Annotated in this window: 19 protein-coding genes; 8 read left to right on the top strand and 11 right to left on the bottom strand. The window is 66.7% G+C overall.

Annotated features, from left to right (window positions below):
* Positions 1–122: 122 nt before the first annotated feature.
* Together NX02_RS22060 and NX02_RS22055 are read right to left on the bottom strand one after the other, a co-directional pair.
* Positions 123–2,525: a TonB-dependent receptor gene (locus NX02_RS22060; protein WP_025294335.1), complete on the bottom strand. Its 2,403-nt coding sequence runs from the start codon at positions 2,523–2,525 to the stop codon at positions 123–125.
* Positions 2,526–2,666: 141 nt separating this feature from the next.
* Complete coding sequence (locus NX02_RS22055; protein WP_025294334.1) at positions 2,667–4,577, bottom strand: tetratricopeptide repeat-containing sulfotransferase family protein; 1,911 nt, start codon at positions 4,575–4,577, stop codon at positions 2,667–2,669.
* 273 nt (positions 4,578–4,850) lie between these two features.
* Here NX02_RS22055 and NX02_RS22050 point away from each other — a divergent pair, with 273 nt between their 5' ends.
* Both NX02_RS22050 and NX02_RS22045 read left to right on the top strand, forming a co-directional pair.
* Positions 4,851–6,293 (top strand): amino acid permease, encoded by a 1,443-nt coding sequence (locus NX02_RS22050; RefSeq protein WP_025294333.1) that lies wholly within the window; start codon positions 4,851–4,853, stop codon positions 6,291–6,293.
* Positions 6,294–6,370: 77 nt separating this feature from the next.
* Positions 6,371–7,240, top strand: coding sequence for an S-methyl-5'-thioadenosine phosphorylase (locus NX02_RS22045; protein ID WP_025294332.1), 870 nt, complete (start codon positions 6,371–6,373; stop codon positions 7,238–7,240).
* Positions 7,241–7,290: 50 nt separating this feature from the next.
* Here NX02_RS22045 and NX02_RS22040 read toward each other — a convergent pair whose 3' ends face one another.
* The 9 genes from NX02_RS22040 to NX02_RS21995 all read right to left on the bottom strand — a co-directional run bounded on the left by NX02_RS22040 (position 7,291) and on the right by NX02_RS21995 (position 14,148).
* A complete protein-coding gene (locus NX02_RS22040; protein ID WP_025294331.1) occupies positions 7,291–7,611 on the bottom strand; it encodes an HNH endonuclease family protein in 321 nt (106 codons plus the stop codon).
* A complete protein-coding gene (locus tag NX02_RS22035; protein ID WP_025294330.1) occupies positions 7,608–8,564 on the bottom strand; it encodes a zinc transporter ZntB in 957 nt (318 codons plus the stop codon). The genes NX02_RS22040 and NX02_RS22035 overlap by 4 nt, the downstream gene beginning before the upstream one ends.
* The gene (locus NX02_RS22030) at positions 8,561–9,337 is read right to left on the bottom strand and encodes a precorrin-2 dehydrogenase/sirohydrochlorin ferrochelatase family protein (protein WP_025294329.1); all 777 of its coding nucleotides are present in this window, start codon (positions 9,335–9,337) and stop codon (positions 8,561–8,563) included. Before NX02_RS22030 ends, NX02_RS22035 begins: the two co-directional genes overlap by 4 nt.
* A gap of 195 nt (positions 9,338–9,532) precedes the next feature.
* Positions 9,533–10,960, bottom strand: a complete 1,428-nt coding sequence (locus NX02_RS22020; protein ID WP_025294328.1) for an ammonium transporter — start codon at positions 10,958–10,960, stop codon at positions 9,533–9,535.
* A 16-nt stretch (positions 10,961–10,976) separates the two neighbouring features.
* Positions 10,977–11,315 (bottom strand): P-II family nitrogen regulator, encoded by a 339-nt coding sequence (locus NX02_RS22015; RefSeq protein ID WP_025294327.1) that lies wholly within the window; start codon positions 11,313–11,315, stop codon positions 10,977–10,979.
* 319 nt (positions 11,316–11,634) lie between these two features.
* The gene (locus tag NX02_RS22010; RefSeq protein ID WP_025294326.1) at positions 11,635–11,835 is read right to left on the bottom strand and encodes a putative signal transducing protein; all 201 of its coding nucleotides are present in this window, start codon (positions 11,833–11,835) and stop codon (positions 11,635–11,637) included.
* Positions 11,836–11,839: 4 nt separating this feature from the next.
* A complete protein-coding gene (locus NX02_RS22005; protein ID WP_025294325.1) occupies positions 11,840–12,400 on the bottom strand; it encodes a DUF924 family protein in 561 nt (186 codons plus the stop codon).
* 70 nt (positions 12,401–12,470) lie between these two features.
* Positions 12,471–13,907, bottom strand: coding sequence for a metalloprotease TldD (gene tldD, locus NX02_RS22000; RefSeq protein WP_025294324.1), 1,437 nt, complete (start codon positions 13,905–13,907; stop codon positions 12,471–12,473).
* A 19-nt stretch (positions 13,908–13,926) separates the two neighbouring features.
* Positions 13,927–14,148: a zinc-finger domain-containing protein gene (locus NX02_RS21995; RefSeq protein ID WP_025294323.1), complete on the bottom strand. Its 222-nt coding sequence runs from the start codon at positions 14,146–14,148 to the stop codon at positions 13,927–13,929.
* A 165-nt stretch (positions 14,149–14,313) separates the two neighbouring features.
* Between NX02_RS21995 and NX02_RS21990 the strand changes: the two genes are divergently transcribed.
* From NX02_RS21990 to NX02_RS21965, 6 genes are all read left to right on the top strand, one after another.
* Positions 14,314–15,552 (top strand): FHA domain-containing protein, encoded by a 1,239-nt coding sequence (locus tag NX02_RS21990; RefSeq protein WP_025294322.1) that lies wholly within the window; start codon positions 14,314–14,316, stop codon positions 15,550–15,552.
* 98 nt (positions 15,553–15,650) lie between these two features.
* Positions 15,651–16,583: an ABC transporter ATP-binding protein gene (locus NX02_RS21985; RefSeq protein ID WP_025294321.1), complete on the top strand. Its 933-nt coding sequence runs from the start codon at positions 15,651–15,653 to the stop codon at positions 16,581–16,583.
* 11 nt (positions 16,584–16,594) lie between these two features.
* Positions 16,595–17,092 (top strand): hypothetical protein, encoded by a 498-nt coding sequence (locus NX02_RS21980; RefSeq protein WP_025294320.1) that lies wholly within the window; start codon positions 16,595–16,597, stop codon positions 17,090–17,092.
* Positions 17,093–17,097: 5 nt separating this feature from the next.
* Entirely contained in the window at positions 17,098–18,690 is a 1,593-nt protein-coding gene (gene nadB / locus NX02_RS21975) for an L-aspartate oxidase (protein WP_025294319.1), read from the top strand.
* A 96-nt stretch (positions 18,691–18,786) separates the two neighbouring features.
* Positions 18,787–19,986 carry an SGNH/GDSL hydrolase family protein gene (locus NX02_RS21970; protein ID WP_039997950.1) on the top strand — a complete coding sequence of 400 codons (1,200 nt, stop codon included), beginning with the start codon at positions 18,787–18,789 and terminating at the stop codon, positions 19,984–19,986.
* 333 nt (positions 19,987–20,319) lie between these two features.
* Positions 20,320–25,101 carry a beta strand repeat-containing protein gene (locus tag NX02_RS21965; protein WP_025294317.1) on the top strand — a complete coding sequence of 1,594 codons (4,782 nt, stop codon included), beginning with the start codon at positions 20,320–20,322 and terminating at the stop codon, positions 25,099–25,101.
* Positions 25,102–25,202 lie beyond the last annotated feature (101 nt).

The following is a 25,202-nucleotide window of genomic DNA, read 5'->3' as shown; positions in this document are numbered from 1 at the left end:
CGATGGGGTGCAGTCCATCGCCGAAGCCTGTGAAAATTTAGTATTGTGTCCCCGAAACCGCCGACGTGCTGCGCGCGCGGGACCCCTCCCCGAGCGAGGCTCGGGGAGGGGAATTTCATCCGTCAGAACTTCGTTCCCAGCTTCAATCCGATCGTCCGCGGCTGGGTGAGGTAGGTGTAGATCTTGCCGCCGCTGTCGGTGACGTTGTCGATGTCTCCGCAGACCGGTTCCAGGCATTGGATCGTATTGCCCACGCGGCCGCGCGTGTCGAACAGGTTGCGGACGAACAGTTCGATCGACCAGCGCTTGTCGGTCAGGCCGGTGCTGAGATCGACCGTGTCGTAGGAGGGCAGCGCGCCGTAGATCGATTCCTCGAACGGACGCAGGTCCGATCGGCGCTTGCCGTCATAGGTGATGCTGCCCTGGACGTGCGCCTGGACGGTGCTGCCCACCGCGAACTCGTAGCGGCCGACGACATTGCCCTTGAACCGCGCGGTGAGCGGCAGGCGGACGCCCGCCGGCGCCTGCAGCGCATTTTCCTCGCCGCCCGGCCCCGGCAGCGAGCAGTCGCGCGCCGCGTTGGGGAAGGAGCAGAAGTCCGTCGTCGTCTTGGCATCCGTGTAGGAGCCCGATGCGGTGACGGTGAGGCCGGGCAGCGGGTTCACATAGATGTCGAACTCGGCGCCGTAGATGCGCGCGTCGGCGGCGTTGGCGATCTCGGTCAGGCCGTTGAGCCCGAGCGCCGAGTTCTGGAAGTTGGTCCAGTCGATATAATAGAGCGCGCCGTTCACCCGCAGCCGCTTGTCGAGCCAGGTGGTCTTGAAGCCGACCTCGTAATTCTCGACGAAGTCGGGCTCGAACGGGGGGCGGGTGGCGCGGCGGTTGGGACCGCCGGGGCGGAACCCGCGTGAGATCGTGCCGTAGACCAGCGCATCCTCGGTGAACTTGTAGGTCAGGTTCAGCTTGTGGAGGAAATCGGTGTCCCGCGCGCGCTGGTCGATGTTGGTGCAGGGCGTACCCGCAAGTTCCGAAGGGCGGAAGCATTGCGACACGCCGGTGCGGCTGCTGTAGCCGTCTGAAAAGCCGAAGAAGCCGAACAAGGTGTTGTCGAACTTGTAGACGCGCACGCCCATCGTCGCGGTGAGCTTGTCGGTCACGTCGGCGGTCAACTCGCCGAAGATCGCATAGTCGCGGTCGACGCGGAGCTGCTTGGTCAGCCAGATATTGCTCTCCGTGCCGGGCACGGTGATAGAATCCGCGATATTGTCGATGATGTAGTTCTGTTCGATGTTGTGGGTCTGGCGCTGGTAGAACAGGCCGCCGATGAAGCGCACCCGTCCGTCCGCGGGTGAGGCGAAGCGCAGTTCGTGGCTCTGCTTGGTGAAGCGGTCACGCGACTGGATATACTGGTTCGGGTTAACGAAATTGCCGTCATTGTCGTAGAAATAGGCGCCGTAGCCGGCGATCTGGTCGTAGAAATAGGCATAGTCGGAATAGTCCGACGCGCCGTCGATCTTGCGGCGCAGATAGCCGCCGGCATAAGTGACGTCCCAGTTGCCGATCTTGCCTTCCAGGGTCAGCGTCGCCTGCCACCAGCGATCATTGTTGAACTCCGGGTTGAACTGCTGGACCTGCAGATCGTCCAGCCCCGATTCCACCGCGAAGAAGCCATGGCTCTTCTGCTTCTGCGCCATGATCTGCGGCGTGATCGTCCAATCCTCGTCGAGGTCGACCTTCAGCGCGGCGCGGCCGCCATAGGTCTCGACATCGTTGTAATTCTTCTCGACGAACGCGTCGTTGTTCATCGTGATGCCGGAGGTCGGGAAGGACAGGCTGCCCGGCACATTGTCGATATAGCCGGCATCCTTGTCGTACCAGCCGACGACGCGGATCGCGGCCTTCTCGGAAAGCGGCGCGTTGATGAAGGCTTGGCCGACATAGCCCTCGCCGCCCTTGCTCACGGTGTTCAGCTCGACTTCTGCGGCGCCATAGAAGGCCGACGTATCGGGCTTGTTGGTGATGATCCTGATCGTGCCGGCCTGCGAACTCGCGCCGTAGAGCGTGCCCTGCGGGCCGGCGAGCGCCTCGACGCGGGCGATGTCGTAGAGATGGAGGTCCAGCGCGCCGGTCGTCGTGGTGATCGGCTGCTCGTCCAGATAGGTGCCGACCGAGGGCAGCGAGCCGGAATGGTTGCCGTTGTCGCCGCTGGACAGGCCGCGGAAATAAACGATCGAATAGCCGGGACCCGCGGTCTGGTAAGACAGGTTGGGCAGGTAGCGCGCATAATCGTCGAAATCGGCGATCTGCAGCCGCTCAAGCTTTTCCGCACCGAGCGCCGTGATCGCGATCGGCACATCCTGGAGATTTTCTTCGCGCTTGGACGCGGTGACGATGATGTCGTCTCCGTCACCTGGCGCGGGTGCGGATTGTGCATGCGCCGCGGACGCGATCGCGGTCGAGGCAAGCAGCAGGCAGTAGCCCAGCCGGCGATAGCCGCGCTGGTTGATCGAACCGATCGTCGACATTGTTAACCCCCTAGAATACCGGTTTGCCGGCGTGCCTTTTTCCCGAGGCGATGGGGGGAGGTTTGCGCGTTTGCTGCACAGCGTCAATCGGTGTTTGTTGCGCTTTGGCAACAGGCGGCGAACAAAAGCGAAATTCCCCGGTCAGCCGTGCGGATAGGTGGTCAATGCGGGCCCCAGCGCATCCTTCAGCGGCTGCAGCCACGGCTCGAACTGCCGCCATTGGTCCATCCCCGATCGGAAGATCGGTTGGCGCACCTGTTCCGAACTGGCGGTGCGCACCGCGCGATCGTTGCGATGGAAGTCGAGGCAGGCCGGCTCGAAGGGCAGGCCGAGGCGATCGAGCAGGCGACGGATCTCGCTTTCGGTGTCCTCGATCATCCGTTCGTAGAAGATGCGATGGACGCGGCCAGGCAGCACCGCATCGATATGGTCCATCAACCGGGCATAGTCGGCATAATAGCGGCCCATATCGTCGAGCCCGTAAGAGAAGGCCTGGCCGCGCGCGAAATGCTGCTTGAAGTTGGAGAAGCAGCAGCCGAGCGGATGGCGCCGCGCATCGATGATCGTCGCATGGGGCAGGATCAGGTGGATCAGCCCGACATGTGCCCAGTTGTTGGGCATCTTGTCGATGAACAGCGGCCGCCCGGTCTTGCGATGGACGCGGGTGCGTTCGAGGAACTCGGCGCCGAGCGCGGCAAGCGCCGGGGCGTCGAGATCGTCCAGGCGCTCGGGATAGAGGCTGTCCTGGCTGGTCAGCCTGCGCTCGCCCAGCCGCCGCGCGAGCATCGCGATGTCGGGCAGCTCCTGCGTGCCTTCCACCTGGCTGTGGCTGGCGAGGATCTGTTCGATCAAGGTCGATCCGGCGCGCGGCATGCCGAGGATGAAGATCGGATCGCGCGCAGGATCGCCCTTGCCGCCCTGCCGCGCGAAGAAATCCGGCGTGAACAATGCGATCGAGCGATCGACATGGCGGCTGGTTTCGGCAGGATCATAATCGAGCTGTTCGCGGCGCAGCCGGTTGCCCACGTCATAATGGCGGAAGGCGGCTTCGGCCTCGTCGCGATCCTCATGCGCCTTGCCCAGCGCGAAATGAAGGTGGAAGCGATCGTCCGGCGCCAGCCCGCCGTGGGCGAGCGCGCCCTCCATCGTCGCGAGGTCGGCCGCTTCGAAGCGCACCGTCTTCATGTTGGCGAGGCTCCACCATGCCTCGCCGAAGCCCGGCGCCAGCGCGATGCTGCGGCGGTAGGCGGCGACGCCATCCTCCTGCCGGCCGATCGTCTTGAGCGCATGGCCGTAGCTCATCCACAATCTGGGCTCGCCGGGGCGCGCCTCGAGCACGCCCTCGAAATGCGCGATCGCCTCACCATAATCGCCGATCCGGCCCAGCGCCGCGCCCTTGAGGTTGCGCCATGCGGGATTGTCGGGATCCTCCTCCAGCAGGATGTCGAGCTGCTCGATCGCCTCCAGCGTGCGGTTCTGGCGGTAGAGCACGGTCGCGAGGTTGAAGCGCGCCTGGTCGAAGCCGGGGGCGAGCTCGACCGCGCGGGTGAGCAGCTTCTCGGCATCGCCATAGCGGCCGAGTCGGCCGGCCAGTTCGGCGAGCATGCGGATCGCGGCGACGTCGGTCGGGTGCGCCTTGAGGTGCGGCTTGAGGATCCGCTCGACCACCGCGAGCTGGTTGTCGACCAGCGCGACCGCGGCCTGGCGCAGCGCCGGATCGTTGACCGAGGTCTTGATCTGGCGGGCATAGGCGGCATCCGCCCCCGCGCCATCGCCCTTGAGCACATATTGATCGCCCAGCGCGCGCCAGCCTTCGGGGTTGTCGGGTTCCGCGCGGGTGGCGCGGAGCAGCGCCGCGATCGCGGCGTCGGTTCGGCGCTGCGCGGAATGGGCGCGGGCGAGCAGGCGCAGTGTCTCGGCATGGGCCGGGTGCACGGCGAGGATCGCGGCGGCCTGTTGCTCGGCCAGCGCCGGTTCGGCGCGGACGAGGCGGCGCAACTGGGCGAGGGCCACGTCGAGGGTTGCGGTGGGGGCGGGCGCTGCCATGCTCATCGCGCAGGTGAAACATTGCGCGGGGGCAAGGTCAACCGCGCGTCGGACCGCCTCATCCCCACAATTGCGGCGACATCCATATTGCAGGGACATAATACTAAATTATCCGCTCATCGCCCGCCCTGCGCCTATCCCATGCCTATTTCGCATTGTGTCCCCGAAATTAGTGCCGAGCGGTTCGCGCTGCCCGTGGGGGGCTCCGTTGGTGCGCGCGCTTGACGCTGCCATCGCCGACGTCCAGCGTCCGCGACCCAATCGCAACCGGATGCGCCCATGACTGCCATGCTTCGCCGCAAGACCATCATCGCTGCAGAGGATCGTCCGCCCGAGCATCGGATGGCGCGAACGCTGGGGTGGCCGCATCTGATGGCGCTGGGGGTGGGCGCGATCGTCGGCACCGGCATCCTTACATTGATCGGCGTCGGTGCCGGCAAGGCGGGGCCGGCGGTGCTGCTGAGCTTCGCGATCGCCGGCGCGATCTGCGCCTGCGCCGCGCTCGCCTACGCCGAGATGGCGACGATGATGCCCGCGGCTGGCAGCGCCTATACCTATAGCTATGCGGTGCTGGGCGAGGTGTTCGCCTGGGTGGTCGGGTGGAGCCTGATCCTCGAATATTCGCTGGTCGTCTCCACCGTCGCGGTCGGCTGGTCGGGCTATGCGGTGGGCTTCCTGCGCGGGCTGGGCGTTGCACCACCGGATATGCTGACCCACGGCCCGGTGTTCAGCGGGCATCTGTTCGACGGCAGCTTCCAGCTCGTCTCGATGGGCGTCAACGTGCCGGCGATCGTCATCATCGGCATCGTCGCCGGCATGCTGATGCTGGGCACGCGGGAGAGCGCCTGGCTCAACACCGTATTGGTGGCCATCAAGATCGCGACGCTGGCGCTGTTCGTGTTCGTGGCGCTGCCGCATTTCGACGCCGCCAATCTCGAACCCTTCATGCCGTTCGGCTTCGGCAAGACGATGGGTGCGGACGGGGTGGAGCGCGGGGTGATGGCGGCGGCGGCGATCATCTTCTTCGCCTTCTACGGCTTCGACGCGATCTCCACCGCGGCGGAGGAGGCCAAGAATCCCGAGCGCGACCTGGCGATCGGCATCGTCGGATCGATGCTCGTCTGCACGTTGATCTACGTCGTCGTTTCCGCCGCCGCGGTGGGGGCCGTCTATTTCGCCGACTTTTCCGCCAGCCCCGAGCCGCTGGCGCTGATCCTGCGCAACATCGAGGCACCCGGCGTCGCGCGTATCGTCGGCGCGGCGGCGGTCATCGCGCTGCCCACCGTGCTGCTCGCCTTCCTCTACGGCCAGAGCCGCATCTTCCTGGTGGTCGCGCGCGATGGTTTCCTGCCGCCGGCGCTGGCGAAGATCTCCCGGCGCGGCACGCCGGTGCGCATCACCGCGCTGACCGCGCTGTTCGTCAGCATCTTCGCCGGGCTGGTGCCGCTGGACCAGATCGCCGCGCTCGCCAATTCGGGCACCTTGTGCGCGTTCATCGCGGTCGCCCTGTGCATGCTGATCCTGCGCAAGCGCGCGCCGGATGCGCGGCGGCCGTTCCGCACGCCGGCGCATTGGGTGGTCGGGCTGGGGGCGATCGGTGGCTGTCTTTATCTGTTCGTCAGCCTTTCGCGGCTCACGCAGATCTCGTTCCTGGTCTGGACCGTCCTCGGGCTGATCGTTTATTTCGCTTACGGGATGCGGCGCAGCCTCGCCCGCGGCTGACTTGCGCCTGTCATGCGGGCGCCGCATGGGGCGGGTTTCGCGTCCCCGGCGGGCGCTGCGACAAGGAAGGGTAAGCGATGGGCGGCTGGACGCTGGGCGTGATCGGGGGATCGGGGCTCTATGCGATCGACGCGCTGGAGGACCAGCAGTGGATCGAGGTGGAGACGCCGTGGGGCAAGCCTTCCGACGCCTTGCTCAAGGGCCGCATCGGCGACGTGACCCTGATCTTCCTGCCGCGCCACGGCCGCGGCCATCGCCTGTCGCCCAGCGAGATCAACTATCGCGCCAATATCGACGCGCTGAAGCGCGCCGGCTGTACCGACATCCTTTCGGTCTCCGCGGTCGGCTCGCTGCGCGAGCATCTGGCGCCGGGCATGTTCGCGGTGCCCGACCAGCTGATCGACCGCACCTGGCTGCGCCAGCCGAGCTTCTTCGGATCGGGCATGGTCGCGCATGTCTCGATGGCGGATCCGGTCTGCCCGCGTCTCGCCGGGTTCGCGGTCGCGGCCGCGCGCGGCGCCGGCGCGGTGGTGGCCGAAGGCGGCACCCACATCACGATCGAGGGCCCGCAATTCTCGACGCGGGCGGAAAGCCATCTCTACCGGAGCTGGAATTGCGACCTGATCGGCATGACCGCGATGCCCGAGGCCAAGCTCGCGCGCGAGGCGGAGCTGCCCTACGCGCTGGTCGGCATGGTCACCGACTATGATTGCTGGCGCGAGGGCGAGGACCATGTCGACGTCGCATCGGTGATGAAGGTGATGGCGGGCAACGCCCGGGCCGCGCGGGCGATGGTGCGGGAGATCGCGCTGGCGCTGCCGACGGAGCGCGAGGCGTCGCCGATCGACGCGGCGCTCGATTTCGCGCTGATCACCGCGCCCGACGCGCGCGACCCGGCGCTGGTCGCCCGGCTGGATGCGGTCGCCGGGCGGGTGCTGCGGGGCTGAGCGCATTCTCTCCCGGTCGGTCGCTGACCGGGCGGGACGGCATGCGCCGATCAGCGCGCCCGGCGTCCGCGCGTCGGCGCGTGAAAGTCCGGCGGCTTGCCGCGCACCCAGGCGACGAAGCGCGCGATCTCGGGATTGGCGCACAACGCTTCCGCAGTGAAATGCGTGCGTTCGAGCAGCGTGTTGCCCAGCGCGGCGTGGATCGCGTTGTGGCAGATCGGATGGACCGGCACGGTCGTGCGGCCGCCGCGGCTCTTCGGCACCGGGTGATGCCGTTCCACCCGCCGGCCCAGCGGGCGGCCGCACAGGAAGCAGCTCTCGGGCGCGGGCGGTTGCGCGGGCTCCGGCGGGCCGGCGCGGCGGCGGCTCACCGGAACCAGTGCGCGCGCAGGAAATAGCCGGTGATGGCCACCGCGATCGCCACGCACACCCACAGCACGCCCTGGAACGCCCAGGGTTCGTGCGCGAAGGGAATGCCCTCCACATTCATGCCGAGCAGCCCGGTGACGAAGGTCAGCGGCAGGAAGACCAGCGCGACCACCGAGATCAGCAGCGCGCGCGTGTCGAGCTGCTCCGCGCGCAGGTCCATCACCTGCTCGTGCATCAGCGCGGCGCGTTCGCGCACCGCTTCCAATTCTTCCGCCATGCGCGCGGCGCGGTCGGCGGCTTCCTTGAGGTGGAGGCGATCGTCGTCGGCCAGCCAGTCGGCGTGGAGCGCTGACAGCCGCTCGAGCGCGTCGCGCTGCGGCGAGACGAAGCGGCGATAGCCGATCGACTGCGATCGCACGCGGGAAATGGTGCGGCGCAGCGCGTAGAGCCGCTGGCCGTCCAGCCCCTCCTCGCAATCGTCGAGCGCGTCGCCGAGCCCGGCGACGTCGGGATCGAGCTGTTCGGTGATCGCGACGGCGATGGCGGCGATGAGGTCTCCGGGGTCGCGCAGCCGGCCGGCGATCATCTTCGCCTCCACCTTGGGCATGGCGGTGAGGCGGTGGCGGAACACCGAGATCACCCGGCCCTTCTCCGCCCAGATCCGGATCGAGGCGAGGCTGTCGTCGATCATCTCGGGGTTTTCGGCGAGGCCGCGCAAGTTGATCAGCGCGCCACCCTCGATCGCCTCGGCGCGCGGGCGCGTTTCGGTGGCGACCAGCGCGGCGATGACGATCGGGTTGAGGCAGGACTGGTGCTCCAGCCACGCGATGCATTCGGGATCGTTGGCGTCGAGGTGCAGCCAGACGAGCGGCGCGACCCCGGTCTGCGCCAGCGCCTCCTCCAGCGACACGTGCGAGGCATGATCCCCCTGCAGCACATTGCCGAACGCCCTCATTGCATCTCCATCGTCACGAACAGCGCGAGCCCGGGGGGCAACGCATCGGGGGGCGTTTCGGCTGCGACCCGCACCGCATCGGCGCGGGCGCGATCGAGGATCGCGCGCGGCACGGCGGGGGTGTGGAACAGCGTATCCGCCTGCGCCAGCAGCCGCGCCTGGCGCAGGGTGAGCGCGTCGGGATCGGGCGAGGCGAGGGTGAGGGCGACGAGGCGGGTGGCGGCATCGACCGGCCCCGCGCGAGCGAGCCACGTCGGAACCGCATCCTCCGGATGGGCCGCGAACGGATCGAGCGGGCCGCCGGCGTCGAGCGCGGCGTCGATCGCGCGGCGGCGCATCGCGGGTTCGGGCCAGCGCGCGCGCATCGCCGTGCGGGCGGCAGCGAGGCCGGTGGCGATGGCGCCGAGCCGCGCGGGCAGCAGCGCCTCCAGCCGCTGGCGCAGCGCCTTGGCGAGCCCGGCCGAGGCGCCGCCGGTGCCGATCGCAATCAGCACCGGCGAACGGTCGACGATCGCGGGCAAGGTGAAATCGCAGTCGGCGGCGCGATCGACCGCATTGACGAGAATGCCGCGCGCCTTCAGCCGCGCGATTGCGGCGGCGGCCTCCGCATCCTCCTCGATCGCGACGATCGCCAGCGCGGCGGTGGCGCGCTCATCGACGATGGCGGCACCCGCACGCTCCAGCAGCCGCCGCTTCGCCGCCGCGGCGTCGCCGCTGCCGAGCAGGATGACCGGCCGCCCGGCGAGGCGCACGAAGATCGGCAGGCTGGACATGGTGGGGGTGGTGGGCACGGCGGGGGTGGTGGACATGGCGGCGCTTGTCGCGCGGCGGCGCGCGCTTGCCAAGGTGGGCCGGAGGATCGGGGCCTGGAACGGCGCACAAAAAAATGGCCGGTGCGTTGCCGCACCGGCCAGTGGTCCGCAGGAGGAACCTATGTGGGGGGGCGGATCGGCCGCCCCCCGATCCGATCAGTAGTTGTAGGCACGCTCGCCATGCTCGGCGATGTCGAGGCCTTCCTGCTCGACTTCGGCCGAGGGGCGGATGCCCGTCGTGTATTTGAGGATGGTGAAGAGCAGGTAGGAAACCACGCCGGAGAAGACGAGCGTGACCGCGACCGCCTTGATCTGGGTGAGAACCTGCTTGCCGATGTCGTAGCTGGCGGCATCGAACGTCGCCGGGAACACGGTGTAGTCGAACACCCCCTGGCCGCCGAGTGCGGGCGAGGCGACGATGCCGGTGCCGATCGCGCCGACGATACCGCCGACGCAGTGGACGCCGAACACGTCGAGCGAGTCGTCATAGCCCAGCTTGTTCTTCACCGTGGTGACGAAGAAGAAGCAGACGATCGAGGCGACCATGCCGAGTACGATCGAGGTCATCGGCGCGCCCAGGCCGGCGGCCGGGGTGATCGCGACGAGACCGGCGACCGCGCCGGTGGCGGCGCCCAGCAGCGAAGGCTTCTTGTGGACGATCTGCTCGATCACGGCCCAGGCGACGGTCGCGGCAGCGGTGGCGACGAAGGTGTTGATGAAGGCGACCGCGGTGACGCCGTTCGCTTCCAGGTTGGAACCGGCGTTGAAGCCGAACCAGCCCACCCACAGCAGCGAGGCGCCGATCATGGTCATGGTCAGCGAGTGCGGCGGCATCGGCTCGGCCTTGTAGCCGATGCGCTTGCCGATCACGAGGCAGCCCGCGAGGCCGGCGATACCCGCATTGATGTGGACGACGGTGCCGCCAGCGAAGTCGAGCGCGCCCCAGCCCCACAGCATGCCGTAATCGGTCGGCGCATCGACGAGGAAGTCCGGGCCCGCCCAGTACCAAACCATATGCGCCATCGGGAAATAGACGATGGTCAGCCAGGCGACGACGAACAGGATCAGCGGCGTGAACTTCACGCGCTCGGCGAACGCGCCGACGATCAGCGCCGGCGTAATGCAGGCGAAGGTCATCTGGAAGACGACGAAGGCGAGTTCGGGAATGTAGACGTTGTTCGAGAAGGTGGCGGCGAAGGTGGTGCCATCGACGCCCTTGAGGAAGGCCTTGGACAGACCGCCGATGAACTCGTTGCCGCTGGTGAAGGCGAGGCTGTAGCCCCAGCAGACCCACACGAGCGAGGCGACCGACACGATCGTCAGCACCTGCATCAGGATCGACAGCATGTTCTTGGTGCGAACGAGGCCGCCGTAGAACAGCGCAAGGCCCGGAATCGACATCATCAGCACCAGCACGGCCGAGACCAGCATCCAGGTGGTGTCGCCCTTGTCGACCATGCCTGCCATCGCGGCGGCGTCAGGCGCCTTGATCGGGCCGGTCGCGGCGAGCGCCGCCGACGGAAGCGCCGCGAGACCGGCCATCAGGCCTCCCGCCGCCAATGCCATCTTGTGTGAGAGCTTCATCTTTCCCCCTTCTGTCTCAGAGCGCGGTTTCGTCGGTCTCGCCGGTGCGGATGCGCACGGCCTGGCCGACGTCGAGCACGAAGATCTTGCCGTCGCCGATCGCGCCGGTGTTCGCCGAGGCCTGGATCGTCTCGACCACGCGGCCCGCCAGATCGCTGCCGCACACGACCTCGATCTTGATCTTGGGAACCATGTTGGTGCTGTATTCGGCGCCGCGGTAGATTTCGGTCTGCCCCTTTTGCCGACCGAAGCCCTTCACTTCGCTGACTGTCATGCCCGCGACCCCGACCTCGGAGAGCGCCTCGCGCACTTCGTCGAGTTTGAATGGCTTTATGATGGCGATGACGAGTTTCATTCTGCCTCCCTCGCTTTGCAGCCGAAACAACGTCGCAAGGGGCGTGCCAGATTCAAAAATTACGCAATCAAGCGGAACCGGGACCGATTCAGCGCGTTCTTGGGGCCGCTCGGCGCCTCTTCATTGTGCAGATGCGAAAAACTGCTCAAAATTTGGGCAGTTTTGTTGCAGTTGCGTTGCGGCACCTGCCCATAAGCCGAGCATTTTTGTCGCAGCCCGTCGAATGCCACGACGGCCCGGCATGCCCGCCGCAGCGCGGCGCAAGACCGCGTATTCCGGGTGCACCGCCGCGCGCGCGGCGCCAACCAGATGCGTCGGCCTAGTCGCCGCCGAGCAGTGCGCGGGCTGCGTCCTCGTCCTCGGCATCGACCATCAGGCGCGCGGGCATGATCCAGCCGAGCCCGAGGCTGGCGGTCGCTCCGTCGAAGACCAGCGCCTCGATGCCAGCGGCGGCGAGCCGGTCCCGGAGGATGCCGGCGCCGATCGGGTCGGTGAACTCGGCGATGGTGACGAGTGCCATCGGCCTACCAGTCGGCGCCTTCGGTCGCGGCCTCGGCCTCGCCGGGGCGGTCGTGGCGGCCGAGCACGGCGTTGCGGCGGGGAAAGCGGCCGAAGCGGGCGATGACGTCGTGATGCTTGCGGGCGAATGCGAGCGGCTCGTCCTGCCCCAGCGCGGTGAACAGCGCGATCGAGCGCTGCTGGTCCCCGATCGCCTCGCTGTGTTGGAAGGGCAGGTAGAAGAAGATGCGTTCGTCCGCGCCGACGGCGTCGTCATAGCCCTTGTCGATCGCGCCGCGGGCGATGGCGATGGCCAGCGCATCGGTCGAAAAGGCGTCGGCATGGCCGCGGAAGATGTTGCGCGAGAACTGGTCGAACAGGATCACGCCCGCCAGCGCCTCTTCCGCCGAGCCGAGGAAGCTGGCGGCGGTGCGGGAGCGCCACGCCTTCCACAGCGGCTCGAAGCGCTCGGTAATCGTGGCGTCGGTCGCATCCGACCGCTTCCACCAGCCCGCGGCGCCGACCTCGCGCAGCCAATAGTCGAGGATCTCGCGGGTGCCGTCCTGCACGGCGGTGGCGTCGGTCATGGTCCTGCTCCGTCAAGTGCTGTGCCCGACCGTTCAGCGATTGCGCGCCGAAAAGGTTTCAGGCGCCCGGTCAGGCCGCCGCGGTGCCGCCGACCGTCAGCCCCGCGATCAGCAGGGTCGGCTGGCCGACGCCTGCGGGCACGCTCTGGCCGCCCTTGCCGCACACGCCCACGCCCTCGTCCAGCGCCATGTCGTTGCCGATGCCGGTCACCTTGGTCAGCACGGTCGGGCCGTCGCCGATCAGGGTCGCGCCCTTGATCGGGGCACCCAGCCGGCCATTCTCGATGCGATAGGCCTCAGTGCACGAGAACACGAACTTGCCCGAGACGATATCGACCTGGCCGCCGCCGAAGCTCTTCGCGAAGATGCCGTTCTTCACGCGGGCGAGCAATTCGGCGGGATCGTCGGTGCCGCCGTTCATGAAGGTGTTGGTCATCCGCGGCATCGGCGCGTGCGCATAGCTCTCGCGCCGGCCGTTGCCGGTGGGCGCCACGCCCATCAGCCGCGCGTTCAGCCGATCCTGGATATAGCCCTTCAATATCCCGTCCTCGATCAGGATATTCTCCTGCGTCGGCGTCCCCTCATCGTCGATCGAGAGCGAGCCGCGACGGTTGGCGATCGAGCCGTCGTCGATCACGGTCACGCCCGGCGCGGCGACGCGCTCGCCGATCCGGCCGGAGAAGACGCTGGTGCCCTTGCGGTTGAAATCGCCTTCAAGCCCGTGGCCGACCGCCTCGTGCAGCAGCACGCCGGGCCAGCCCGGCCCGAGCAGCACGGTCATCTCGCCGGCCGGCGCGGCCACCGAATCGAGGTTGACCAGCGCCTGGCGCACCGCCTCGTCGATCGCGCGGTTCCACGTCGCCGGTTCGAACAGCCCGTCATAGAGATAGCGGCCGCCGATGCCGAAGCTGCCGGTTTCGCGCCGGCCGTTCTGCTCGACGACGATGCCGACGTTGAGCCGCACCAGCGGGCGCACGTCGGTTGCGACATAGCCGTCCGGCCGGACGATCTCGACGACGCTCCACGATCCGTAGAGGCCGACCGAGACCTGCGCGACGCGCGGATCGCGCGCGCGGGCGGCGGCGTCGATCGCCTGGCAGAGCTCCACCTTCCGGGCGAAGGGGATCAGCGCCATCGGATCGGCATCGGTATAGAGGTGACGGTTGCTGCGCCGCGGCGGCGCGGCGAGGCCGCGCGTCGAGGGATCGAGCAGGGTCAGCGTTGCCGCCGCGCGGCGGATGGCGTCGGCGCTGACGTCGTTGGCGTGCGCGAAGGCGGTGGTCTCGCCCGAAACGCCGCGCAGCCCGAAGCCGCTGAGCGTGGAATAGTCTGCGGTCTTGAGCCGGCCGTCGTCGAACCCGAAGCTCTCCTGCGCGCGATATTGCAGGTAGAGTTCGCCGTCGTCCGCCGACTTCAGCGCTTCGGCGGTGAGCCTGAGCGCGGTGTCGGGATCGAGGGCGTCGGGGCGGTAGAGGAAGGCGCGGGGATCGGCGGCTGTCTGGGTCATGCCACCGATATAGGCACGATCAGGCGGCTTGCGCAGCCCCGTTGTCGCGCCCATCGACCGCCACGTCGGCCGGTCCGCCGATCAGGACGAAGCGACGATCGCAATAGCCGCAATCGACATAGCCCTTCTCGTCGATCTCAAGCCACACGCGCGGGTGGCCAAGCGAAGCGGCGATTTCCGTCGCGCCGTCACAGGCGACGCGGCTGGAGCTGGTGCGGGTGGTTTCGGGCGGCGGTATCACGGGCGGAGCGCTAGCAAGCTTGGCCGCGTCGATCAACGGCACAGTTGGATTCCCCGCCAAAAGTGATTGCGGGCACAGAAATCAAATGACACGATCCCCTAAAAATGCCGGGCGTCGGCGGTCATGGGCCGCTGGAATCAGGACAAGTAGCGTGAGGATTGCCGGATGTCCGACGAAGCCCTGACCCTGACCATCGAGAATGCCGAGGCCCTGCCCGCCGGCCTGCCCTCGCGCTTCGCGCTGGAGGAAGGCGGCAAGGCGGTGATCGGCCGATCCAGCGCCAGCCAATGGCAGTTGCCGGATCCGGACAATCACATTTCCAGCAAACATGCCTGCATCGCCTGGGAAGACGGCCGGTTCGTGCTGACCGATACCAGCACCAACGGCACCTATGTGAATGGCAGCGGGGATCGGCTGGAGGAGGCGCACCGGCTGGCCGATGGCGACGTGATCGAGATCGGCCATTACCGCATTGCCGTTTCGCTTGGCGGCGCGCAGGCGATCGGGGACGCGGCGGCGCAACCGTGCGGCCCCGAAATCGTCGGCGGCCGCTACCATATCGAGCGTGATCTCGACGAGGACGCCGCGTTCCGGCTGTGCCACGCGATCGACGTCCAGCTCGACCGGCCGGTGCTGATCCGCGTGGCGAAGCCGGTTGCGGGCGATGAGGCGAAGGCTCTGCTCGACGCGCATTTCGGTTACTGGCTGATCTTCGCGCGCCAGCCGATCCCGGGCATGCCCGGCGTGATCGCGATCGAGCAGGCGGCGGAACCGCCGTTCATCGTCAGCGAATGGGCCGAGGGTACGCCGGTTGCCGCTTTGCTTGCCGAGACGCCGGCGGAAGCGGCGCGGCCGCTGCTCGATCGTCTGTTGCGCGAAGTGCTGGCGATGCTGGCGAGCGTCCATGCGCGCGGGCTGGTCCATGGCGACATCGGCATGGACAATATGATCGTCGCGCCGGACGGCGCGTTCTGGCTGATCAACCCGGCACCGGTGCCGTCCCCGGATGCGGATGCCGCCTATCCCGCGCCCGAACTGAGCCCCGGGCAGCCGCCGACCGCGGCGAGCGACATCTATGCGCTCGGCAAGCTGATCGAGGATGCGGCCGGCCGCACCGGCGCGACGATGCCGGCGGTGACGCGCTGGATGACGCTGCCCAAGGTCTACCGCCCGTCCGCCGCCGACCTGCTCGATACGCTGGGCGTGGCGATGGGCGCGGCATCCGTCGCGCAACCCGCGGCGCCCGCCTGGCACGCCCCCGCGCCGCCCCCGCCGCCGCCGCCCGAACCGGCGGAGAAGCCCGCGCCCAAATCGGTGAGCTGGGAAGAGTTCCAGGCGCGCAAGCAGGCCGCCGCCGAGGGCGGAGACGCCGGAGCGGCACCCGCGCCTTCGCCGCGCAAGTAGGAGAAACTTGCCCCTCCGTGGAGAGGAGGGACTTCACGCGCAACAAACCCGTCACACAACTGCTTGGCGCACGCCCCGGCCGGGTCTATGCGCGGCGCATGAACGAAGCGGCAGAGGCGGCCATCGTCATCGACGGCCTGGGCAAGACCTATCGCGGCGGCAAGCGCGCGCTCGACAATGTCAGCTTCGCGGTGCCGCGCGGGCAGATCTACGGGCTGCTCGGCCCCAACGGGGCGGGCAAATCGACGCTGATCAACATCCTTGCCGGGCTCGTCACCAAGACCGAGGGGCACGCCTCGATCTGGGGCTTCGACATCGACGAGAACCCGCGGAACGCCAAATTCTCGATCGGCATCGTCAATCAGGAGATCGTGTTCGATCCCTTCTTCACGCCGTTCGAGACGCTGGAGAACCAGGCCGGCTTCTATGGGGTGCCCAAGGCGGAGCGGCGTTCGATGGAACTGCTGCGCGCGCTCCACCTCGAAGACAAGCGGGATGCCTATGCGCGTACGCTTTCCGGCGGCATGAAGCGGCGGTTGATGGTGGGCAAGGCGATGGTCCATTCGCCGCCGGTGCTGGTGCTCGACGAGCCGACCGCCGGCGTCGACATCGAGCTTCGCCAGCAGCTGTGGGCCTATGTCCGCCGCCTCAACGATCACGGCGTCACCGTGGTGCTGACCACCCATTATCTCGAAGAGGCCGAGGAACTGTGCGATCGCATCGCGATCATCAACCATGGCAAGCTGATCGCCGAGGAATCCACGCGCGCGCTGGTCGGCATGGCGCAGGAGAAGCTCGTCGAGGTGACGGTGGACCGCGATCTCGCCGCCGCGCCTGCCAATATCTGCTTCGAGAAGGTGGAACTGAAAGGTACCCGCACGCTCGCGATCACCTATCGCAAGGATCGCGTGAACGCCGGCGAGGTGCTGGCGGCGGTGCAGCGCGACGGGCTCGGCATCGTCGATGTCTCGACGCGCGAGGCCGATCTCGAAGATGTGTTCCTGAACCTCACCCGGGCGAGCAATAGCTGAATGAGGAAGCGATGTGGAAGCGGCTGCTAGGTTTCTTGGCCGGTGTGATCGGAGCGACGGCAACCACCGCAGCTCAAGCTCCCGCGGATCAGCCACACGAATCGCGGTTGGTAGCCGACGCAAAAACGTCGGCGGCGTGGATTGCCGAGGCGCTGACGCAATCGGGTTACAAGGCTGATTTTTCGATGGCGAGTCTGACCGAGATAGATCGCTTTTTCGATGAGCAGTCCGCGAATGGCAGAGCCATCCCGAGCGGGTTATTGGGCGAACAACTCGGCTCTCGGCTGTTCGCGATCGGCAGTTATGTCGGCGAGACACTCTTGCGTCACCGAACCGGCGCATGGGTTGGCGACGACGCCGACCCGCAGGGCGAGATCAACATTTCCATCCGCTTCCAAAAGGGCGACACGATCTGGCCCGTCCAGCGTGTGATGAGGCGGTATCAAAATGGACGCGAGGATGGGCTGGCCGCTTACGGTGCAGCGGTCGTTTCAGGTGAGTTGGGATAGGCAAATTGCATCATAGTTTCGACGTCGTCATCGTCGGGTCCGGCGCGGCCGGCCTCACCGCCGCACTGAACCTTGCCACCCGCTTCAAGGTCGCGGTGATCGCCAAGGGCGGGCTTTCCGAGGGCTCGACCGCCTGGGCGCAGGGCGGCATCGCCGCGGTGCTCGAGAAAGGCGACACGTTCGACAGCCATATCGAGGATACGATGGTCGCAGGCGCCGGGCTCAACCGGCGCGAGACGGTGGAATATGTCGTCGAGCATGCGCCGGCGGCGATCCGCCGGCTCATCGATATCGGCGTGCCTTTCAACCAGGAAGCCGGTGCGCTGCACCTGACGCGCGAGGGCGGGCACAGCCATCGCCGCATCGTCCATGTCGACGACGCCACCGGCTGGGCGGTGCAGCAGGCGCTGGAAAAGGCGGCGCGCGCCAATCCCAACATCAGCCTGATCCCGGATATGGCGGCGATCGACCTCGTCACCGGCCGCCATGGCGAGCGCTATTCGGGCGACGGCCGTGTCTGGGGCGTCTACGCCGCCAGCCGCCAGACCGGCCGCGTCGAGCTGTTCACCGGCCGCGCGACGATCCTCGCCACCGGCGGGGCGGGGCGCACCTATATCTATTCGACGGCACCGCGCGGCGCGACCGGGGATGGCATTGCGATGGCGTGGCGCGCCGGCGCGCGCATCTCCAATATGGAATTCATGCAGTTCCACCCGACCTGCCTCTACAATCTGGAGGTCAAGAACTTCCTGATCACCGAGGCGGTGCGCGGCGAGGGCGGGCTGCTCAAGCTGCCGCCGGGGGTGCAGGGCGGCGGCGAGCGCTTCATGCCGCGCTTCGATCCCCGCGGCGAACTGGCGCCGCGCGACGTCGTCGCCCGCGCGATCGATCATGAGATCAAGCGGCTCGGCCTCGACTATGTCCATCTCGACATCAGCCATAAGCCGGCCGACTTCGTGAAGGGGCATTTCCCCAACATCTACAGCCGGCTGATCGACCTCGGCATCGACATCACCACCCAGCCCATCCCGGTGGTGCCCGCGCAGCATTATACCTGCGGCGGCATATTGGTGGACCTGAAGGGGCGCACCGACCTGCCCGGCCTCTACGCGGTGGGCGAGTGCACCCAGTCCGGCCTGCACGGCGCCAATCGCCTCGCCTCCAACTCGCTGCTCGAATGTTTCGTGTTCGGCGAGGCGGCGGCGGCGCATATCGGCCGCCATTTCGACGAACTGCCCGCCCCGCCGCCGATCCGCGCGTGGGACGAGAGCCGCGTGACCGATTCGGACGAAGAAGTCATCGTCCAGCACAACTGGCGCGAGATTCGGCGCTTCATGTGGGACTATGTCGGCATCGTGCGCACCACCAAGCGGCTGGAGCGCGCGCAGCACCGCATCGCGATGCTGCGACAGGAGGTCGCCGACTATTACGGCCATTTCCGGGTGACGCCCGACCTGATCGAGCTGCGCAACCTCGTGGAGGTGGCCGATCTGATCGTGCGATCGGCGCTGCACCGCCAGGAAAGCCGCGGCCTGCACTACACGCTCGATTATCCGGACACCTTGGCCGAGGCGGTGGACACCATCCTGGTGCCCTGAACCAATGCGATTTCCATCGCATGTTGAAACATTTGGCCAGTATGTGAGCAACAGCGGGCGCGCCGCCGGCGCGCCACGTGGAGGGAGATGCCGATCATGAAGCGCCGCACCGTCAACCGTCTCGTCCTGCTGCCCGTGCTGCTCGCGATCCTGCCCGGTGCCGCACACGCCGAGCGCTGGGTACGCAGCTGGGCGGCCGCGCCGCAGGAAGCGCTGCCCGCCAGCGCCAACAGCCCGATGCCCGATCTCAAGGATCGCACCGTGCGGCAGGTGGTGCGGCTCTCCACCGGCGGCGATACGCTGCGCATCCGGCTGAGCAACGAATTGTCGGCGGCGCCATTGCAGCTGGGCCGTGTGACCATCGCCATCAGCGAGGCCGATGGCCGGATCGTTTCGGGCAGCGTGCAGACGGTCGATTTCGGCGGCGCGGTGGCGATCCCGGCGCATGCGCCGCTGGTCAGCGCGCCGATCGCGTTCAGGGCGAAGCCGCTGCAGCGCGTGACGATCAGCATCCACCTGCCCGAGGGCGCCGACGCGCCGACCATGCACCCTTATTCCGCCGCCACCGCGTGGATCGCTGCGGGTGACCAGACCGGTGCGGCGATGCTGACCGGCGCGGCGACCTACAACCGCCGCCTGCTGATCGCCGCGGTGGATGTCGACGCGCCGCGCACCGCGCGCACGGTGGTGACACTGGGCGATTCGATCACCGATGGCGTGCGCGCCACCGACAATGCCGACACGCGCTACCCCGACATCCTCGCCGAGCGGCTGCAGAAGGCGGGCCTGCGCAATGTGGCGGTCGCCAATCTCGGCCTGAGCGGCAATCGCATCCTGACGGACGGCGCCGGCCCCAACGCGCTTGCCCGCTTCGACCGCGACGTGCTTGCCGTGCCCGGCGTGTCGCACGTGCTGGTGCTGGAGGGCGTCAACGACATCGGCTCCGCCGCGCGCGCCACGCAGGCGCTGCCGACGCCGGCGGCGCTGATCGCCGCCTATCGCCAAATGATCGCGCGCGCGCATGCCGAAGGCGTGAAGGTGATCCTCTGCACCATCCTGCCCTACAAGGGCGCCGGCTACTGGACGCCGGAGGGCGAGGCGGTGCGCAAGGCGGTGAACGCCTGGATCCTGACCAACCGCGAGGCGGACGGCGCCGTCGACCTCGCCCGCGCGATCGCCGACCCGGCGGACCCGGATCGGATGGCCAAGGCCTATGATGTCGGCGATGCGCTCCACCCCAACGACGCCGGGTTCAAGGTAATGGCCGAGGCGGTGGACCTGAAAATGTTGCGCTAATGGAACGAGGCCGGCCGTTGTGACTGTTTCCGGACAGCGATGCGAACGGTCGACCTGCCACCGGCCGGGAATAGAACAGTCCGAAATGGAGTGTTCTTTCCTCATTCCATGACTTCTGCGCCAAAACGTCATCCGATTTGTTCGTTTTCGGTGGTGAAACACTCTTGTCGTGAAGTTGCGTTAAGCTACTCATGATTAGTCTGATTCCGGGCGCCTGCCCGGGGTGGTGGGGTGTTGGGGGTTCCGGACGATCGATCGTCACGCGACCGCGGGCAAAAGCCTGCGGCCACGGCGACGCTGCGCTTGATCCCCGCCAGTTGAGGGAACGAGCGAATGGCTGTGATTTTTGGCACCGAAGACGATCAGTATCTGACGGGCACCTCAGAGAACGATTTGATCGAAGGTCGTGGCGGCAATGATATATTGCTGGGACTTGCGGGAAACGATGTCCTCGACGGTGGCGAAGGAAACGATGAACTGTGGTCCGGCGGGGGGCGCGACAGCCTCTATGGCGGCGCCGGGGACGATATTCTGCATTTTGAAGGCGCGGTATTCGGCGTGAATTCAGGCGGTGCCGGATTCGACGTTCTGTACCTTGCGGGAACGTTTGATGGGCAGTCGGGTGCCGCCACGTTTTCGAGCATCGAGCAGGTGGATGGAAGGCTCATTGGAACGGCCGGGAACGATGCGCTCAATCTGAGCAGCATCGGGCCGGCTGCTTACGGGCTGATTGAGATTATCGCCGGCGGCGGTTCGGACAACATCACTGGAAGCGGCGTTGCCGACACGATCGATGGTGGCGACGGTAATGACATCCTGAATGGCGAAGCAGGTGAGGACAGCATCTTTGCCGGAGCTGGAAATGACGTTGTTACTGGCGGAAGCGGCTATGATTTCCTCGCTGGCCAAGCGGGAGATGACGTCCTCGATGGTGGAAGCGGGGACGACTATCTGATCGGTGCCGCTGGAAGAGATACGCTGATTGGCGGCGACGGGGATGACACGCTCGATGTTGGGGGTGGGTTGCTCGGTAACCAGATCGATGGCGGGGCGGGTTTTGACACGCTTTCTCTGGATGGCGCGACGTTCAACGGACAAACGGGGCTCATCGACTTCGTCAGCGTTGATACTCTTGATCGAGACGCTGTGCTCACTGGTACCGATGGTGATGACTATCTTGATCTGAGCAGACTGACCGCCGCAGGAATCGGCGCGTTCCGGATCGAGATACGAGTAGGCGCCGGTGCGGATCGCATCACGGGTGGCATAGAATATGACATCATTACCGGCGGGGCAGGCAACGATATTCTTGATGGTGGTGCCGGCAACGACGAGTTGAGCGGTGACGCTGGAACAAACACGTTGCTGGGCGGCGCTGGCGACGATTTCATCGTCGGTGCCGGCAGTGGCGATAACATCGACGGTGGCGCTGGCAACGACATTGTTACGCTCCGGGCGGGATCGCTTCTTACCGGGAGTATTCATGGTGGCAGCGGCTTTGATACGCTGATGCTCGAAGATGTGTCGTTCAGTGCGCTCTCGGCGGCGGCGACATTCGACGGCTTTGAGGAGGTTCAGGGCTCGGCGGCCGGAACAGCGCAAGACGATCGGCTTGACCTGTCGGGACTCGGAAGTGCGAGCGGTAATCTTAGTCTCGAGGGTGGAGCTGGCGACGATGTCATAACCGGAACCGGGGGCGTCGATTTTATCTGGGGAGAGGCTGGAAACGACATCCTGAATGGCGGGAACGGGCAAGACACTCTTTACGGCGGCGCGGGTACCAACGTCCTCAACGGCGGGGCTGGAGACGATCAGATCGAATCGTCCGGCGTTGGCGATGTAATCGATAGTGGTGATGGAAATGATTACATCATCATTCACGCGGGTGCGGTGATGAGCGCGTCGATTGTCGGCGGTGCCGGAAACGACATGCTCGATTTCGATGGCGCGGTCTTCACCGCCGCGTCTGGCAGCGTGACGTTCAGCGGGATTGAATATGCGGTGGGGTATCTGGTCGGCACGGCGGGTGCGGACACGGTCGATCTCTCCACGCTGACAGGTATTGGATCGGTCATCCAACTGTCGGGCGGTGGCGGCAACGACCGGATCACGGGAAGTGGAGGTCAGGATGAGCTGTTCGGTGGCGCCGGCGATGACGTTCTGGACGGCGGAGGCCTCGACGATCAGCTTAATGGCGAAGGTGGCAATGACACTGCGACCTACGCGCGCTCGACGGTGTTGGTTCAGGCGGACCTTGTTTCGGGGGACGCCTTTGCGGGCGGGGCCTGGGATATCCTGAACTCGATCGAAAATCTGATTGGTTCGGCCCTTAACGATACCCTGCGTGGCGATGCAGGCGCGAACGTCCTCGAAGGCGGCGGCGGCAATGACCTGCTCGATGGCCGCGGCGGGATCGACACAGCATCCTATGCCTCGGCGACATCCGCTGTCTCGGTGAACCTGTCGATCGCCGCAGCTCAGAACACCCTCGGCGCGGGCATGGATACGCTGGCCGGCATCGAGAACCTGCTGGGTTCGGCGTTCGATGACAGCCTGGCGGGTGACGCGATGGCGAACCTCGTCAGCGGTGGCGCGGGCAGCGACCGTCTCAATGGCGGCGCCAACAATGATACGCTGCGCGGCGACGATGGCGATGACAGCCTCGAAGGCGGCGATGGCAATGACAGCCTGGACGGCGGCTTGGGGGCGGATGCCGCCTCTTATGCGGGGGCTACCGGCGGTGTGGTTGTGAGTCTCGCCGTTACGGCAGCTCAGAACACCGTTTCGGCCGGATTGGATACGTTGATCAATATTGAGAATCTCACGGGTTCTGCGTTCGATGATCGACTGACCGGAAATTCCGCCGCGAATCTTCTGTCGGGAGGCAATGGCGCGGATCGGCTGGAGGGCTCTGGCGGGGATGACATCCTTCAGGGCGATGGCGGCAACGACGTGCTCGAAGGGGGCGCGGGCAATGATCTGCTGTCGGGAGGGGATGGTCAGGACGCCGCCGACTACACCGCCGCCGGTGCGAGCGTAACGGTCAATCTGGCAAACGTGGCTGCCCAGGATACGGGGAGCGTCGGGCTGGATACATTGTCGGGCATCGAGAACCTGATTGGCTCCGCGTTCGATGACGTTCTGACCGGTGATCGTCTGGCCAACATTCTGGATGGTGGTGCGGGCAACGACATCATGAATGGCGGGGCCGGCACCGACACTGCCAGCTATGCCCGTGCGACCGCAGGCGTCACCATCAATCTTGCGACAACAGCGGCTCAGAACACGCAGGGAGCCGGCGTCGATACGTTGATCGGGATCGAGAATTTGATCGGCTCGGCGTTCAATGATGTGCTTTCGGGGAATACCGCGGGTGCCACGCGCAACGTCATTGATGGCGCGGCTGGAAACGACCTCATCAATGGCGGCAGCGGCAACGGTCCGGATACACTGATCGGCGGCGCCGGTATCGACACGGTCAGCTATGCTGGTGCTGTGGCGCGGGTGTCGGTCAACCTCGGCTTGACCGCAGCGCAGAACACGCTCGGCGCTGGCTCCGATATGCTCTCGGGCTTCGAGAACCTGATCGGCAGCGGATTTCACGATACGCTGACCGGTGCTGCCGATGCCAACCGCATCGAAGGTGGGCTCGGCAATGACATCATCAACGGCCTCGCCGGCAACGACGTTTTGGCCGGCGGCGACGGCAATGACACGCTGATGGGCGGCGCGGGCGATGACAGCGTCGATGGCGGCACCGGCGTGGACGTCGCGAGCTATGCCGACGCCACCGCGGCGGTTACCGTGAGCCTGCTCGTGACCAGCGCGCAGAATAGCGGTGGCGGCGGTATCGACACGCTGGCGGGTATCGAGGGCCTGATCGGCTCGGCCTATAACGACACGCTGATCGGCAACGCTGGCAACAACAGCCTGTCGGGCGGGGCCGGCAATGATGTGATCCGCGGCGACCTCGGCAATGACACGATCGATGGCGGCTTCGGTGTCGATACGCTCGATTATTCGCTGGTCGGCGCGGGTGTGACGGCGAACCTGATCAGCCAGTCGGTGCAGAACACCGGCGGCGCCGGCTCGGATCGTATCCGCAGCATCGAGAATGTGATCGGCACCGCCTTCGCCGACACGCTCACCGGCAACGAATATGGCAATGTGCTGGCCGGTGGCGCCGGCAACGACGTGCTCGTCGGCAATGCCGGCAATGATGTGCTTGATGGCGGCGCGGGCATCGACACCGCGAGCTACGCCAACGCTGCGACCGGCGTCCGCGTCAACCTGACGCTCGCCGGTGCGCAGACCACTGTCGGCGCGGGTGCCGACATCGTGACCGGGATCGAGAACCTCACCGGCTCAGCGTTCGACGACCAGTTCATCGGCGACGCCGCTGACAATGTGCTGACCGGCAATGCCGGCAACGACACACTGACGGGCGGGCTCGGCAACGACACGCTTTCCGGCGGTGCCGGCTTCGACACGGTGAGCTATGCGACCGCGACGACCGGCGTGACAATCAGCCTGCTCGTCACCACTGCGCAGAACAGCGGCGGGGCGGGGACCGATACCTTGCTGTCGATCGAGCATCTGATCGGCTCCAGCCAGGCGGACACGCTGACCGGCAACGCGCAGGCGAACATCATTCTCGCGGGCGCGGGAGACGATGTCGTCGATGGCGGCACCGGCAACGACAGCATCGAGGGCGGCACCGGCAATGACGTGCTGAAGGGCGCCGGCGGCGACGACATCCTGATCGGCGGCTCGGGCCGCGACGCGCTGACCGGCGGCGCGGGCAATGACCGCTTCGTCTATCAGTCGGCCATCCAGAGCCCCGCCAGCGCCAACGCCGACCGCATCACCGACTTCGCGTTGGGCGACATCCTCGACCTGTCGGCGGTGGATGCGAACAGTGCGGCGGCTGGGGATCAGGCGTTCGTGCAGGTGGCGGCGTTCACAGGCGTCGCGGGGCAATTGACCATGGCCTTCGATGCCGCGAGCAACACCACCACTTTGCGCGGCGATGCCGATGGCAATGGGGTGGCGGATTTCTCGATCCTGTTCACGGGGAATGTCGCGGCGGCGGTCACGGCGCACTGGGTGCTGTAGCGCCGCCAGATTGATCGACGGCGTCGCGGCTTGCCCATGGGCCGCCGTGACGCCGTCCGCCCGCCCCACAGCCGCGCGGCGCCGCCGCAGATTATAAGACG

Origin of the sequence: Sphingomonas sanxanigenens DSM 19645 = NX02, assembly GCF_000512205.2 — a bacterium.
GTDB classification, from domain to species: domain Bacteria; phylum Pseudomonadota; class Alphaproteobacteria; order Sphingomonadales; family Sphingomonadaceae; genus Sphingomonas_D; species Sphingomonas_D sanxanigenens.
The sequence above is the reverse complement of the archived record's forward strand: the minus strand, read 5'-3'. Positions and strand labels throughout refer to the sequence as shown.